17 protein-coding genes and 3 tRNA genes are annotated in these 13,957 nt (G+C 34.0%); 8 read left to right on the top strand and 12 right to left on the bottom strand.

Annotation, left to right across the window (positions count from 1 at the left end):
- Positions 1-20: 20 nt before the first annotated feature.
- The 3 genes from ACHRV3_RS11825 to ACHRV3_RS11835 all read right to left on the bottom strand — a co-directional run bounded on the left by ACHRV3_RS11825 (position 21) and on the right by ACHRV3_RS11835 (position 1,602).
- A complete protein-coding gene (locus tag ACHRV3_RS11825; protein ID WP_395434823.1) occupies positions 21-965 on the bottom strand; it encodes a hypothetical protein in 945 nt (314 codons plus the stop codon).
- A 119-nt stretch (positions 966-1,084) separates the two neighbouring features.
- Positions 1,085-1,330, bottom strand: a complete 246-nt coding sequence (locus tag ACHRV3_RS11830; RefSeq protein ID WP_395434825.1) for a hypothetical protein — start codon at positions 1,328-1,330, stop codon at positions 1,085-1,087.
- A 2-nt stretch (positions 1,331-1,332) separates the two neighbouring features.
- A complete protein-coding gene (locus tag ACHRV3_RS11835) occupies positions 1,333-1,602 on the bottom strand; it encodes a helix-turn-helix domain-containing protein (protein ID WP_395434826.1) in 270 nt (89 codons plus the stop codon).
- A gap of 345 nt (positions 1,603-1,947) precedes the next feature.
- Between ACHRV3_RS11835 and ACHRV3_RS11840 the strand changes: the two genes are divergently transcribed.
- From ACHRV3_RS11840 to ACHRV3_RS11850, 3 genes are read left to right on the top strand one after another with little or no spacing between them, the layout of a single operon-like run.
- A complete protein-coding gene (locus ACHRV3_RS11840; protein WP_395434828.1) occupies positions 1,948-2,583 on the top strand; it encodes a helix-turn-helix transcriptional regulator in 636 nt (211 codons plus the stop codon).
- Positions 2,584-2,602: 19 nt separating this feature from the next.
- Complete coding sequence (locus ACHRV3_RS11845; protein ID WP_395434829.1) at positions 2,603-2,809, top strand: hypothetical protein; 207 nt, start codon at positions 2,603-2,605, stop codon at positions 2,807-2,809.
- Between the two features lie 5 nt (positions 2,810-2,814).
- On the top strand, positions 2,815-3,288 hold the full coding sequence (locus tag ACHRV3_RS11850; protein WP_395434830.1) for a lipocalin family protein: 474 nt from the start codon (positions 2,815-2,817) through the stop codon (positions 3,286-3,288).
- A 120-nt stretch (positions 3,289-3,408) separates the two neighbouring features.
- Here the strand turns inward: ACHRV3_RS11850 and ACHRV3_RS11855 are convergent.
- From ACHRV3_RS11855 to ACHRV3_RS11865, 3 genes are all read right to left on the bottom strand, one after another.
- Positions 3,409-3,491 (bottom strand) — tRNA-Leu (locus ACHRV3_RS11855).
- Between the two features lie 38 nt (positions 3,492-3,529).
- Positions 3,530-3,602 (bottom strand) — tRNA-Lys (locus tag ACHRV3_RS11860).
- Positions 3,603-3,642: 40 nt separating this feature from the next.
- A tRNA-Lys gene (locus ACHRV3_RS11865) sits at positions 3,643-3,715 on the bottom strand.
- 126 nt (positions 3,716-3,841) lie between these two features.
- Here ACHRV3_RS11865 and ACHRV3_RS11870 point away from each other — a divergent pair.
- On the top strand, positions 3,842-4,360 hold the full coding sequence (locus ACHRV3_RS11870; protein ID WP_395434831.1) for a shikimate kinase: 519 nt from the start codon (positions 3,842-3,844) through the stop codon (positions 4,358-4,360).
- On the opposite strand, the gene ACHRV3_RS11875 is transcribed toward ACHRV3_RS11870, so the two are convergent.
- Both ACHRV3_RS11875 and ACHRV3_RS11880 read right to left on the bottom strand, forming a co-directional pair.
- Entirely contained in the window at positions 4,352-4,852 is a 501-nt protein-coding gene (locus tag ACHRV3_RS11875) for a phosphoribosyltransferase family protein (protein WP_047773840.1), read from the bottom strand. The two genes, ACHRV3_RS11870 and ACHRV3_RS11875, sit on opposite strands and share 9 nt — an antisense overlap.
- A gap of 180 nt (positions 4,853-5,032) precedes the next feature.
- Positions 5,033-5,422: an RNA-binding S4 domain-containing protein gene (locus ACHRV3_RS11880; RefSeq protein ID WP_230003030.1), complete on the bottom strand. Its 390-nt coding sequence runs from the start codon at positions 5,420-5,422 to the stop codon at positions 5,033-5,035.
- Between the two features lie 79 nt (positions 5,423-5,501).
- Here ACHRV3_RS11880 and ACHRV3_RS11885 point away from each other — a divergent pair, with 79 nt between their 5' ends.
- Positions 5,502-6,617 carry an FKBP-type peptidyl-prolyl cis-trans isomerase gene (locus ACHRV3_RS11885; protein ID WP_395434832.1) on the top strand — a complete coding sequence of 372 codons (1,116 nt, stop codon included), beginning with the start codon at positions 5,502-5,504 and terminating at the stop codon, positions 6,615-6,617.
- Between the two features lie 72 nt (positions 6,618-6,689).
- Here the strand turns inward: ACHRV3_RS11885 and ACHRV3_RS11890 are convergent, their stop codons facing one another.
- From ACHRV3_RS11890 to ACHRV3_RS11905, 4 genes are all read right to left on the bottom strand, one after another.
- On the bottom strand, positions 6,690-7,643 hold the full coding sequence (locus tag ACHRV3_RS11890) for a transketolase family protein (protein WP_047773835.1): 954 nt from the start codon (positions 7,641-7,643) through the stop codon (positions 6,690-6,692).
- Positions 7,644-7,734: 91 nt separating this feature from the next.
- Positions 7,735-8,583, bottom strand: coding sequence for a transketolase (locus ACHRV3_RS11895; protein ID WP_047773834.1), 849 nt, complete (start codon positions 8,581-8,583; stop codon positions 7,735-7,737).
- Positions 8,584-8,810: 227 nt separating this feature from the next.
- Positions 8,811-9,494 (bottom strand): SGNH/GDSL hydrolase family protein, encoded by a 684-nt coding sequence (locus ACHRV3_RS11900; RefSeq protein WP_395434833.1) that lies wholly within the window; start codon positions 9,492-9,494, stop codon positions 8,811-8,813.
- A 39-nt stretch (positions 9,495-9,533) separates the two neighbouring features.
- Positions 9,534-10,397 (bottom strand): polysaccharide deacetylase family protein, encoded by an 864-nt coding sequence (locus tag ACHRV3_RS11905; RefSeq protein WP_395434834.1) that lies wholly within the window; start codon positions 10,395-10,397, stop codon positions 9,534-9,536.
- Between the two features lie 320 nt (positions 10,398-10,717).
- On the opposite strand from ACHRV3_RS11905, the gene tgt reads away from it, so the two are divergent.
- The 3 genes from tgt (at position 10,718) to ACHRV3_RS11920 (ending at position 13,908) form a co-directional block, all read left to right on the top strand.
- The gene (gene tgt, locus ACHRV3_RS11910) at positions 10,718-11,848 is read left to right on the top strand and encodes a tRNA guanosine(34) transglycosylase Tgt (RefSeq protein ID WP_047773828.1); all 1,131 of its coding nucleotides are present in this window, start codon (positions 10,718-10,720) and stop codon (positions 11,846-11,848) included.
- A gap of 97 nt (positions 11,849-11,945) precedes the next feature.
- Positions 11,946-13,034, top strand: a complete 1,089-nt coding sequence (locus ACHRV3_RS11915; RefSeq protein ID WP_047773826.1) for an LptF/LptG family permease — start codon at positions 11,946-11,948, stop codon at positions 13,032-13,034.
- Positions 13,021-13,908, top strand: coding sequence for a DMT family transporter (locus ACHRV3_RS11920; RefSeq protein WP_395434835.1), 888 nt, complete (start codon positions 13,021-13,023; stop codon positions 13,906-13,908). The genes ACHRV3_RS11915 and ACHRV3_RS11920 overlap by 14 nt, the downstream gene beginning before the upstream one ends.
- Positions 13,909-13,957: the final 49 nt, after the last annotated feature.

Below are 13,957 nucleotides of genomic sequence, written 5' to 3' on the forward strand. Positions count from 1 at the left end.
TTTATAACGACTCTCCATATTTACAATAGTTTACCTGGAGCAGAGTCATTTCCAGTAGGATTAGATAATTCTCTTTTCTTATCGGAGAAGATAGTGAACAAATCTGTATCGTCTGCAGGAATATCTTTTTCCAGTTTATTAATAGCCTCTAAAGTTTTCGCCTGAGCAATTTTTACTTTAAGTTTTGTCGAATCAACTTTTTCTTCTTTCGCCTTATCGTTAACTTGTTTTGGTCTGAAAATAGTTTCAACAGTAGCATCTCCATCTTTAATAGACTGAGCGAAGCCAATCAATGTAACCAAATTATCAGGTGTAATAGTAGATTTATTAGGCTTACCAACAGAAGCTAATATTTCCAATTCTGTAACACCATATGTAGTAATAATACGGTTGAAATAATCATTAATTTTTATAATAAATTTAGCTTCATCGGATATATCTCCTAAAATTAAATTCTTTGCTGACTGAGCTACTTTATCAACTACAGCTTTTGGAATAACTTTAAGAATGGCATTTCTCAAAGAAATAGAATTTGCAGCATTACCGGTTACAGTAATCATATCGTCGCTCATTCTTCCGTTTTTTGACATGATGGATCTTTTTACTTCTTGCTCGATTGCAATGTTTTTCTGTAAATCAAAACAGACACCTCGAGATGTAACACTTTTTCCATCAATGGATGTTACCTTTGAGCTAATTCGTAAATTACCCCAATTTTGAGCCAGAATTAAAGCTAAATGAATTGAAGGGCCGTTAATTGTTTTTCCACCTCGTGGAACTGCGTAACTACAACTTGCAGCAGTTTCATAATCCATCGTAACAGTTGCTATTGAATCCTGTACAGCTTGCTTAATATCTCTCGGAAATGCTTTAGCAGTTGCAATTTGGGTATCAATCTGAGCTTTCTCATGTTGATATATTAATTCTGTATTAGCTTCTATTGTAATAATTTCATCAGGTACCATAAATATTTGTTTTTATAATTGTTAGTTAAACTTTTGTTGCTAAAATGACTACTGCAATTCCTAAGAAAAATGCAAAAATGATCCAAGCGCATCCCTTATATTCGTCTCCTTCTCCCATATTATTTCCAGTTATATATTTTTTTAAGAGACGTTTTTTTGTATGATTTTTTGAATTTATCTTTTACAATTGCATTAACATGGATGAATACTTCCTTGTCTGCCAAAAAGAAATTTTTATTTTTTCTATCAATCAATAAAATACTTGGCTTTCCATCTGAACATGTAGTGTTTTGAGAGAATCCTTTTTCTAATAAAGAAGCTATCGACTTATCTATTTTTTTTTCAGTAAATAAAAATTTTTTCATAATTATGCTGGATGAATGTTAATGTAGTTTTTGTAGTTTTCTTCAGTTATTAGCCAAGATTTACCAACTTTAGACGCTTTCATTAATCCCATTCGGATATGTCTTGTAACTGTTGATTCTGATTGCCCTGTGTTTTCACAAATATCAGAAACGGTATAAAGTTTTTCTTTTTTGGATGGCTGTTGATTATTTAACAATCCAACTACATTTGCCGCAACTTTTACAGCCAATTTATCCATTGCTTCATCGGATAATTCTGCTTCTAATTTCATGTTATTTATTTTTTAGGTTTTGAATAAGTTTCTTGGAAAACAGATTTTTTTGGATCAGTAAAACTACTTGCGTAAATGATCCCTTCATCAATCGATAATAGATTCAATAAAATCAAAAAATTATTTCTTCTAAAAATTACAGACGTGCTCATAAAAGGTAATTTTAAAATTTGTAGTTTTATTTGTATAAAATAGATTTAAGTATTTTGCGTTTAAAAAACTTTAATATCTACCTTTGCAAATGTTATTTTTTGTTTGTTTTCGTTCATGACAAATATATAAACAATAGTTTAAATAAAACAAATATTATTAAACAATTTTCTAATTATTTTTATGAAAGCAGTATTGAGGTTAAAGGAGTATATTGATTTTAAAGGGTTTAGTAATAGTTCTTTCGAGAAGCAGAACGACTTGTCTAATGGGTATATTGCTACTCAAATCAAAAGAAATGCTGATTTAGGTGAGGGGATTATAAAAAAAATATTAGACAATTGTTTAGATCTTGATCCTATTTGGTTTTTGACAGGAAGTGGTACTATGTTAAAATCAGTTCTTATTCAGGAAGTGCATAATAAGGATGGAATTCCGTTGATAGATATTGATGCCATGGCCGGCTATGGTTCCGGTGACAATCAAATCATGCAGTATGATACTGTAAGTGGTTATCGAATTCCTGAGTTAGAAGGCAAAGGAGTGAAGTATTTAATTAGAGTTTCTGGATCGTCAATGTATCCGAAGTATAGTAATGGAGATTTACTTGCGTGTAAGCCTTTAAAAGACCGTTCTTTCTTTCAATGGGGAAAACCTTATGTATTAGATACTGAACAGGGAGCGATCGTAAAAAGATTGTTTCAATGCGAGGATGATGAAGAGTGTCTTGAATGTCATTCAGATAACAAAACACATTATCCTCCTTTTAAAATACCTAAAAATTCAATAAGAGCTCTTGCAATTGTTGTCGGTGTAATAAGACTTGAATAGTTACTTAAAAACAAATTAAATGTTTAAAAAAGCAGTTTTAATAATGTTAGCCATCTTTTTTTTAGGTGTCTTGATTTGTTTCTATAATAGTTCCAGAAATGGAAGGTATGTATTTTCTAACAATAGAGAAGGTATTCCAATTATACTAGATTCAAGAACTGGAGAAGTGTATGCTATTAAGTCAAGAAAGAAAATAAGCTTAGAAAATTACAAACCTATTAAATAAAAATTATGAAAAAAGTATTACTCGTTTTGGTATTATTTGGAACGTTGTCGTGTTCAAGTGATGATAATAAAAAAGAAGATTCACTTTCTATTGTTGGCAATTGGAAATATGTGTCCGCAAATACATATGGTGTGGAGCAGGAGTTAACTAAATGTGAAAAATCACTAAGTTACATTGAATTAAAAACAGGTACTGAAGTAGTAGAAAAGAGTGGGCTTGCTGATGTGTCAAGTGAATCAGGTTGTAAACAAACAGCGCTTACTGGTACTTATGCTATCAACGATGCTGATCAAGAATTAATTGTTACTATTTACCAGGATGGTAAAGTTTTTACTAAGAAGAATTATTTTATTACAGAACTCACTAATGCGAATCTGAAATTAAAAATATTTAAGACAAGTTACTTTAACAGTCAAAGTGTTTGGGTCGAAGAAAGTCTTCCGGAGATAAAAAGAACTGTTTATACTTATAGTAAATAAGTGTTATTTTATATTTGTTTACGTGTATATATGTCGGGATATTGTCGGGATATTAATTTAGTACAAATTAAAAAACGCCTTATTTTACGGGCGTTTTTTAATAATAAGTAGTCTTAAAAGTGACCACGGTGGGATTTGAACCCACACGCCCTTACGAGCACCACCCCCTCAAGATGGCAAGTCTACCGTTTCTCCACGTGGCCAAAAAAAAAGGTCAAGTAATTGAATTACTCGACCTTTGTGACCCGACTGGGGCTCGAACCCAGGACCCCATCATTAAAAGTGATGTGCTCTACCAACTGAGCTATCGAGTCATTGCTTTCAAGGAATTTAATTTGTTAATCACAAAATTTGTGACCCGACTGGGGCTCGAACCCAGGACCCCATCATTAAAAGTGATGTGCTCTACCAACTGAGCTATCGAGTCATTTAATTCCTTGAATGCGGGTGCAAATATAAGGAGTTATTTTCGAAGTTTCCAAGCATTTTTATTATAAATTTGTCTTTTTTTAAGAAAAATTCTCAACGTCTTAGTTTATAAGGTTTTATTAGTATGAAAAAAATTGTGTTATTAGGTTATATGGGGTGCGGAAAGTCAACAATTGCCCAGAATTTGTCGAAAATTACAAATATTCCGTTTTTGGATTTGGATAAATGTATCGAAAATAGAGTCAATTTATCAATAAATGAAATTTTTGAACAACATGGGGAGATCTATTTTAGAAAATTAGAGCACGAAATTTTTGTGGAATTGCTTCAATCTTCAGAAAATAGTATAATTGGTTTGGGTGGAGGAACGCCATGTTATGCAAATAACCATGAATTATTGAAGAACGATGGTGTTACTTCAATTTATTTAAAAGCCTCCATAGAGACATTATATAATAGGTTAGTTCATAACAAGAGCAAGCGTCCCTTGATTGCTGATATGAATGAAGAAGAAATGAGAGAGTTTATTGCGAAACATTTATTCGACCGAAGCTTTTATTACAACCAGGCACAACATAAAGTCCCGGTTGATGGCAAATCAGTCGAAGAAACGGTTCAGGATATTATAAGGATACTAGCTTAAAAAAGCATAATCACCGCCATTTTCGTCGAAAACAACCTGAACATGCTCTAATAAAGAGGTGGAAAGGGAGATTCCTTTGAAATCAGCTTTCACGGGGTATTTTTTATGATTTCGGTCTACAAGTACTGCAGTTTTGAATTTCTTAAGCGGAACGTCTAAGAAATGACGAACTGCGTATATTAAAGTAGTACCGGAATTTAAGACATCATCAACAAGGACTAATCCTTTGTTAGCATATTCGCTGGCCGGTAAAGAAGTTTGTATGGGTGACTGCGGATTTTGTTTGTCAACTTTAACTTCGCAAAGAGAGACTTTCAGATTTGAGATGTTGCCTAAAGCTACTGCCAGTTTTTGAGCAAAAACAGATCCGTTAGAGGCGATTCCGGCTATCACAACTTCGTCTTCGTCAACAAAAGTCTCGTAAATTTGATAAGCGATACGTTTTATTTTATGTTCGATTTCCTGATTCGTTAAGATGATGTTCTTGTTCATGATTTATTTTTTTGCTAAAATACATATTTAGGGCATTAAATTCCAAGTTTTAAAAATTCCAAATTCCAATGTTTGGGCTCGGATTTGTGTTTACTTGGAATTCTTTTTGAAACAATTTATAGTTCCTAGTAATAGAGTTTGTTTGAATGGTTGGAATTTGGAATTTCAAGTTTTGGAATTTCAATCTCCTTCCTCCTCATCAAAAATCTCATTCCCATACTCATCAATATCTCTACGGTCCTTTTTGGTGGGCCTTCCGGTTCCACTTTTGCGATAGTGTTCTTTAGAAAGTTTTAGCAACTCCAGATGAGCATAAGCTTCGGCCGGTGTTTCGTTTTTGCGATAGATGTCAACAAGCTTTGCTCCAACACGACTTTCCGGTATGTCAAGTACGGTTATGATTTGCGTAATCTGATCTTTTCTAAAGGTAATCCTGTCGGTCGGGAAAACCTCTTTTGATGGTTTCGCAACCTGCCCATTTACAGTGATGTGGTTCTTTTTACAGGCTTCGGTAACCATATTTCGGGTCTTGTAATAGCGTACGCACCACAGGTATTTATCTATTCTCATAATTTTTCTAAAATAGAAGTTAAAATCTTTACAAAAATAAATCAATATTGTATCTTGCGCACCTAAAAATATAAGAATAATGAATAAATTTAAATATTATTTTATTTTATTACTTGCCGGTATTGCTATCGTTTCGTGTAATAAAAATGATGACGATGATGTAGAAACGGTTCCTTTAAGAGATTACAAGGAGCAGTACAAGGCTGACAGTGATTCGATTATGAAATATTTAAAGAGCAATTATATTAAAAGCGTCAGCGCTAATTTTGATATTGTAATAGAAAAAATTCCGGTAGGAGGAGCGCAAGTTTCTATTTGGGATCAGACCGTATATCCTTTGCAAAATAGAGTGGTTTACAGTAATGATGTTAACTATACCGTTTATTATTTGTCTTTAAGAAAAGGTACAGGTGCTGCTCCTTGTAATTATGACAGAATTTCTGCATCTTACTCTGGAAATACATTAAATAATAAAGTTTTTGATACTTCTTATGGATTGGCTAGAGATTTTAGTCTGGAGCCGTATTTGACAACATCTGTAATAGAAGGATGGCCGGAAATTTTCCCTCAGTTTAGGATGGGTACTGCTAAAATGGCAACAGATGGTAGTGGTGTTATAACCTATGAAAATTTCGGGGCTGGTGTTATGTTTTTGCCTTCCGGATTAGCGTACTATGGTTCTGGTCAGACTGATATCCCTGCTTATTCTTGTCTGGTGTTTAGTTTTAAATTATTGGGTGTTCAAAGATTGGATCATGACTTTGATGGGATTTATGATTTTGAGGAAGATTTAAATGGAGATGGTTATATGTATGATTTTAGAAATACAACAAAATATCCAAATCCTCCAGATGGAAAACTTTTAGATGATACAGATCATGATGGTTTGGCTGATTTTATAGACGTTGATGATGACGGGGATGGTTATACCACGCTTCTGGAAATTACTAAGCCTGCAGGGGTTAATTCTGGGGTGAGTAAATATTATCCTTTTAATCCGGTTGCGGATAATCCTAATACACCAAATGTAGATGAAACGGAGCTATGGGCTATTCCTAGAAAACCAACCGGAGCGCTTACAGATCCTAATAAGCCAGAGTCTGCTGCGAATCCACGAAAATTTGTTGATGAGGATTATAAAGCAGTAGGAAGAACAAGGATTCATTTAGATAATACGTATCCTTACAAAAATTAATAAAGTTTTTAAATACAAAAAAACCTCGAAATCACTTTCGAGGTTTTTTTGTATAAAGAAGAAAATCTAAAATTATTTTCTTTTGATAACTCTTTCTACAGCTTCAACAATCGCTTGATTGTTTAGTTTGTATTTCTCCATCAATTGTTCTGGAGTTCCGGATTCACCAAAACTATCGTTTACAGCTACAAATTCTTGTGGAGCCGGATTGTTTAAGGCAAGTACTCTGGAAACACTTTCTCCTAATCCTCCAAGGATGTTGTGTTCTTCTGCTGTTACTACACATTTTGTTTTGGCCAATGATTTTAGAATAGCTTCTTCGTCAAGTGGTTTGATAGTGTGAATGTTGATTACTTCAGCAGAAATTCCTTTTGCTTCTAAAGCTTCAGCAGCGATAAGAGCTTCCCAAACTAAATGTCCGGTAGCTACAATGGTAACATCAGAACCCTCGTTTAATAAAATAGCTTTTCCAATTACGAAAGGCTCATCAGCAGGAGTAAAGTTAGCTACTACAGGACGTCCAAAACGTAAGTAAGCAGGGCCATGGTGGTCTGCTAATGCAAGAGTAGCAGCTTTGGTTTGATTGTAATCACAAGTGTTAATTACAGTCATTCCCGGTAACATTTTCATTAAACCGATATCTTCAAGGATTTGGTGTGTTGCTCCATCTTCACCAAGTGTTAAACCAGCGTGAGAAGCACAGATTTTTACATTTTTATCAGAGTAAGCAACAGATTGACGAATTTGATCGTAAACTCTTCCTGTTGAGAAATTGGCGAAAGTTCCTGTGAATGGAATTTTTCCTCCAATGGTTAAACCAGCTGCGATTCCAATCATATTCGCTTCTGCGATACCAATTTGGAAAAAACGCTCGGGGTGATTTTTCTTGAAATCATCAAATTTTAATGATCCAATTAAATCGGCACATAATGCCACAACATTTTCGTTTTTCTGACCTAATTCTGTCATTCCCGCTCCAAAACCCGAACGAGTATCTTTACTTCCTGTATTTGTATATTTTTTCATTTCTGTTTTTTCATTTTGAGGTTCTAAGGATTCAGTGACTAAGTTTTTGAGTTTTTTTAACTGAAAACTAATTACTGAGACTGAACACTTTTTAATAGTCTGCTAAAGTTGATGTGTTTTGAGCTAAAGCACTTGCTAATTGATCATTGTTTGGTGCTTTTCCGTGCCAAGCGTGCGTGTGCATCATAAAGTCAACTCCGTTACCCATTTCAGTGTGTAACAAAATACAAACCGGTTTTCCTTTTCCTGTTCTTGATTTTGCATCATTTAAACCGGCAAGGATAGCATCGATATTGTTTCCTTCTTTGATTTCAAGAACGTCCCAGTCAAAAGCTTCAAATTTAGCGCGGATACTTCCCATTGCCAGAACTTCATCTGTTGTTCCGTCAATTTGTTTTCCGTTAAGGTCGATAGTAGCAATAACGTTGTCTACTTTTTTAGCAGAAGCATACATGATAGCTTCCCAGTTTTGACCCTCTTGTAATTCACCATCACCGTGTAGGCTGTAAATGATATGATTGTCGCCATTTAATTTTTTAGCCTGAGCTGCTCCAAGAGCTACAGATAAACCTTGTCCTAATGAACCGGAAGCGATACGAACACCAGGTAATCCTTCGTGTGTCGTAGGATGTCCTTGTAAGCGAGAATTTAAAAGTCTAAACGTAGCCAATTCCGAAACAGGGAAATAACCACTACGGGCTAAAACGCTATAAAAAACTGGAGAAATATGTCCGTTTGAAAGGAAGAAAAGATCTTCTCCAATTCCGTCCATATCAAAACCTTCTTTACGGTCCATAATATTTTGGTATAAAGTAACCAAAAATTCAGTACAACCTAGTGATCCGCCTGGATGACCAGAGTTGACAGCATGTACCATTCGAAGAATATCTCTTCTTACTTGGATAGTTAAATCGCTTAATTGTTGTGTGTTAGGCTTCATTTTATATGTAAAAGTTAAACTGTTGCAAAAGTAATTGTTATTTTGCGGGGAGACAAATCATTTTTAAGGAAATGTGTTATATATATCGAGATGTTGAGTTATAAAGTTTCGTAGTTCTCCGATACGAAGATTTAAACCAATCAGAAGTTAAAAGTTTTCTTTAGAAGTAGTTAAAGTCAGGAAGTTTGATTCCCGAAAAAGATACAATCTAAGAAGTTATGATAACTCTATTTTAATGTCTCCTGAATAGCTTTCTCAATCAAAGGCTCCATAATTTTATATCCGGCCAATGTAGGATGCACACCATCTAAAGTGTATTTCCTATCCAAGCCTTTTTGATCGTCGCTCATTTTTGAAAAATAGTCTGTATAAATAATCTGGTTTTCTTTGCAATAGTTTTGAATCATTTCATTGAGTTTGATTATTTTTTCGGCAGGTTCTAATCCTTTTCTCCATTTAAAATCTAAAGCGGGCAGTACGGATGAAAGGATCACTTTAATGTTGTTTTGTTTGGCTAATTCTGCCATCGAAATAATGTTACCCAGAATATCTTCGAGTTCAATCGGACCGTTATTTTGTGCAATATCATTGACTCCGGCAAGGATAATAACCAGTTTTGGTTTTAAAGAAACTACATCTGCCCGAAATCGTACCAACATTTGCGAGGAGGTTTGGCCGCTGATGCCTCGATTGATATAATTTTTATTCGAAAAAAACTCAGGATCATAGGTTTTCCATCCTTCAGTGATAGAGTTTCCCATAAAAACAATTCGGTTTTTGTTTTCCGGTTCTAGTTTTAAAGCTTGATTTTCTTTTGAATATTTAGAGATATTGGCCCAATCTGTTTTCATGTCTTGACTGAAAGTTTTTGTAGTGATAAAAAGCAATAGTATAATGAAAGTCTTTTTCATAACAAAAAATAGTTTTGATGTTTAGAATTGTTTCATTTTCTAATTGTTTAATTCTTTGATTTCTTTCCAGGTAATTAGTTGAATGTTATTCGCTTCAAGTTTTAATTTGCATTCCGGACTGGTGAAATACTCCAAGTCTATTTGTCTCCATTTTGAACCAAAATTGGGATGGTTTATAGTGACAGCTTTCATTTCATCGTCATCAAAAGCCGGATGTATCAAAATGGCATTCAATCCAGGAGCCATATTGTCCAGGACGCTGCTGTAATATTTTTTTTGTTCGTCTTTTACAAAATAATCGTAATGACCAATATGAAGGTGTTCGACCACAATGTCATTTTCGAAGTCGAAACTTTCGTTCGTTAAATTAACCGATTCAATAAAAGCTTTATTCAGAAAAACAGCTAAGTTGTATTCTTTGCCTAAGGCTTTGTATATTTCTAAAAATTCAGGAGAAACGCCCACGCTGTACATATGAGAGTCAAGATGAGTGGGCTGTAAACCGAAATGTAAGGCTCTTTCGATCTGAGCGCGAAGTTCCTTTTTTACTTCTGTAGCTTTTGCATTACTGAAAAAATCAGCTCTACTTTTGTAAAAATGCCCGTTTTTATCTACTAATGAAGAAACTTCAGAAATTGGTGCAACCGGACCAAATTTATAGTTTTCCCATTCACAGGTTAGGGTTAGGTGAACCCCATGTTCGAATTGGGGATTGTTTTTTGCGTAATTGACCATTTCAAAAGACCATGGGCAAGGCATCATTATGCTGTAAGAATTTACGAATCCTGCCTCAAGTGCTTGTATGGTAGCTCTGTTTTCAGAATGCGATAATCCGGCATCATCTGCATGTATGAGTAATAATTTAGTCTCTTCCGGATATCCTAGTTTTTGTGATAAATTCATTTTGTGTGTTGTGTTTAATTTTGTGATTCAAATTTAGTGGATTTTTCTCGCAGGATTGTTAATGAGAAAATTATAGTGAATTCCTGATTTTTTTAAGATGATTTGCTTTTGAAATTTAATTTCTTCTTCATGATTTTTGATTTTTTTCTCAATAAAATAATTATGTGATGCTGTTGGCTTCAATGTTGGGGATATTTATTGTCAGTATTTGCAGCGATTTTAAAGGTTTATATCTTTTGAAGCAATAGAAAAAGGATATTCTATTTTGTCATTAAATTTTCCTCAAATTAGCCTATCTTTGCCGACTGAAAAACGCGTATATGAAGTTTGATTTATTACAAAAAGATCCGCAGTCGAAAGCAAGAGCGGGGAGTATTACTACAGATCACGGAGTTATTGAAACTCCTATTTTTATGCCTGTTGGGACTGTTGCATCGGTAAAAGGTGTGCACCAAAGAGAGCTGAAAGAAGATATTAATCCGGATATTATTCTCGGAAACACTTACCATTTATATTTACGTCCACAGACTGAAATTCTTGAAAAAGCAGGTGGATTGCATAAATTTATGAATTGGGATCGCAATATTTTGACTGATTCAGGAGGATATCAAGTGTATTCGCTTTCTAATAACAGAAAAATCAAAGAAGAAGGAGTAAAGTTTAAATCGCATATTGACGGTTCATATCATTTCTTTACACCCGAAAATGTAATGGAAATTCAACGTACCATCGGAGCCGATATCATTATGGCTTTTGATGAATGTACACCTTATCCTTGCGATTACAGATACGCACAACGTTCGATGCACATGACACACCGTTGGTTGGATCGTTGTATCAATCATTTAGATAAAGTTCCTTATAAATATGGATACGAGCAAACTTTTTTTCCGATTGTTCAGGGAAGTACGTATAAAGATTTGCGTCGTCAATCAGCGGAGTATATTGCAAATGCTGGTCAGCAAGGAAATGCTATTGGCGGACTGTCAGTAGGAGAACCTGCTGAAGAAATGTATGCCATGACAGAAGTAGTTTGTGAAATCCTGCCGGAAGATAAACCTCGTTATTTAATGGGAGTAGGAACTCCAATTAATATTCTGGAAAATATTGCGTTAGGAATTGATATGTTCGATTGTGTAATGCCAACGCGTAATGCAAGAAACGGAATGTTGTTTACAGCAAACGGAACAATCAATATCAAGAACAAAAAATGGGAAGCTGATTTCTCTCCAATCGATGAGATGGGACATACTTTCGTAGATACAGAATATACAAAAGCTTATTTACGTCACTTGTTTGCTGCGAACGAATATTTAGGAAAACAAATTGCAACGATTCATAATCTTGGTTTCTATATGTGGTTGGTTCGTGAAGCCAGAAAACATATCTTAGCTGGCGATTTCAGACCTTGGAAAGAAATGATGGTTAAAAATATGAGTCAAAGACTATAAGAAGTTTTAAGTTTCAGGTTTCAAGTTTATGGGTATTACAAGAAAACCTGAAACCTGAAACCTGAAACTTGAAACCTTTTCAAACTAAAAAATATATATGCTGACGATAATAGACAAGTATATTTTAAAAAGATATTTAGCCACTTTTTCGGTGATGATACTCTTATTTATCCCAATCGGAATCGTAATTGACGTTTCGGAGAAGGTAAATAAAATGTTAGAGAACAAAGTCCCATTTACGGATATTGCGATCTATTATTACAACTTTACAGTCTATTTTGCAAACTCATTATTCCCGATATTTTTGTTTTTATCGGTAATCTGGTTTACCTCAAAATTGGCAAACAATACCGAAATTATTGCCATTTTAAGTTCGGGAATTTCCTTTACCCGATTTCTGAGACCTTATATTATCGGTGCAAGTATTGTATCTGTTTTTGTATTATTAATGGGATTTTTTATTGTTCCTGCAGCCAGTGAAGGTTTTAATAATTTTAGATACACCTATCTGAAAGGGAATGGTAAACAGCTTATGCGTGGTGAAAACACCAATGTATTCAGACAAATTAATGATAATGATTTTATCTATGTCAATAGTTTTAATGAAGAGTCTAAAACAGCCTTTAATTTTACGTTAGAACATTTTGACAAGGACATGTTGACGTATAAAATCACAGCAAGTCGCATCAAATGGGATCCGAAAAAGAAAATTTACACGCTATACGATTACACCAAAAGAACAGTCGGTGAATTAAATGATGTCATTGAAAAAGTTCCTGAAAAAAATGTAGCCTTTAAATTTGAGCTCGAGGATTTAACGCCTGTCGTTTATATTGCCGAAACTTTAAGTTTAGGGAAACTGTATAAATTTATTGATAAAGAAAAAAAACGAGGTTCAGGAAATATAAATACTTATTTGGTAGTACTTTATAAAAAATACAGTGTTCCGGTATCTGCCTTTATTTTAACAATTATTGCCGTGGCAGTTTCTTCAATGAAACGTCGTGGAGGAATGGGAACCAATTTGGCGATTGGAATTGCAATTGCGTTTTCTTTTGTGTTTTTTGATAAAATATTCGGGACCCTTGCCGAAAAATCTACTTTCTCACCTTTATTTGCTGTTTGGTTTCCGAATATGGTTTTCGGAATTTTAGCAGTTTACCTATTACGTAATGCGAAACGATAATTTAAAAAGTTACTTAAATTTACACTTAATTGTTTTTATTTGGGGTTTTACAGCCGTCTTGGGCGCTTTAATTACTATTGATGCTGAGAATCTGGTTTGGTACAGAATGCTTCTTGCCGGTATTTTTTTAGGATGTTTTATTGTTTATAAAAAGCAATCTTTTCGGGTTCCGGTTAAAGAATTTTTTAAACTCATTTTTGTCGGGCTTTTGATTGCCTTACATTGGGTTTTCTTCTTTAAAGCGATCCATATTTCCAATGTTTCCATTACGCTTTCTATATTTTCACTCGGCGCTTTTTTTGCCTCTTTATTAGAACCCATCTTTTTCGGGCGTAAGATATTATGGTATGAAGTTTTTTTCGGACTTATAATTATTGGCGGATTAGCTTTGATTTTACAGGTAGAAATTAAATATTTACAGGGCATTTATTTTGCGTTGGCGTCTATAATTCTGGGTGTATTGTTTACGCTTATGAATGGAAAATTAATTAGCAATCATGAGCCTTCCGTAATTACTTTTTATGAGTTTGGAGCCGGTGTTTTTTTTATTTCCGTTTATTTTTTATTTAAAGGAAAATTTAATGCTGATTTCTTTACAATGTCAACAAACAACTGGATTCTGTTATTTGTTTTGGCCTCCGTATTTACAGCCTATGCTTTTACCGCTTCTGTAAAAGTGATGCAGAGATTAACGCCTTATACGGTGATGTTAACCACTAATTTGGAGCCTGTTTACGGAATTGTTCTGGCCTATTTTATTCTTGGAGGAAAAGAAAAAATGAGCACGGAATTTTATATTGGAGCGATAATAATTGTGATTACAGTTATCCTAAACGGCGTTTTTAAACATTATCAAAACAAGGAAAAAGTATAGTATTTTACTTATTTTAAAATTGCATTTTTACACATTAAACAATATTTAA

Source organism: Flavobacterium sp. FlaQc-49 (assembly GCF_044005985.1).
Taxonomy (GTDB): domain Bacteria; phylum Bacteroidota; class Bacteroidia; order Flavobacteriales; family Flavobacteriaceae; genus Flavobacterium; species Flavobacterium cupriresistens.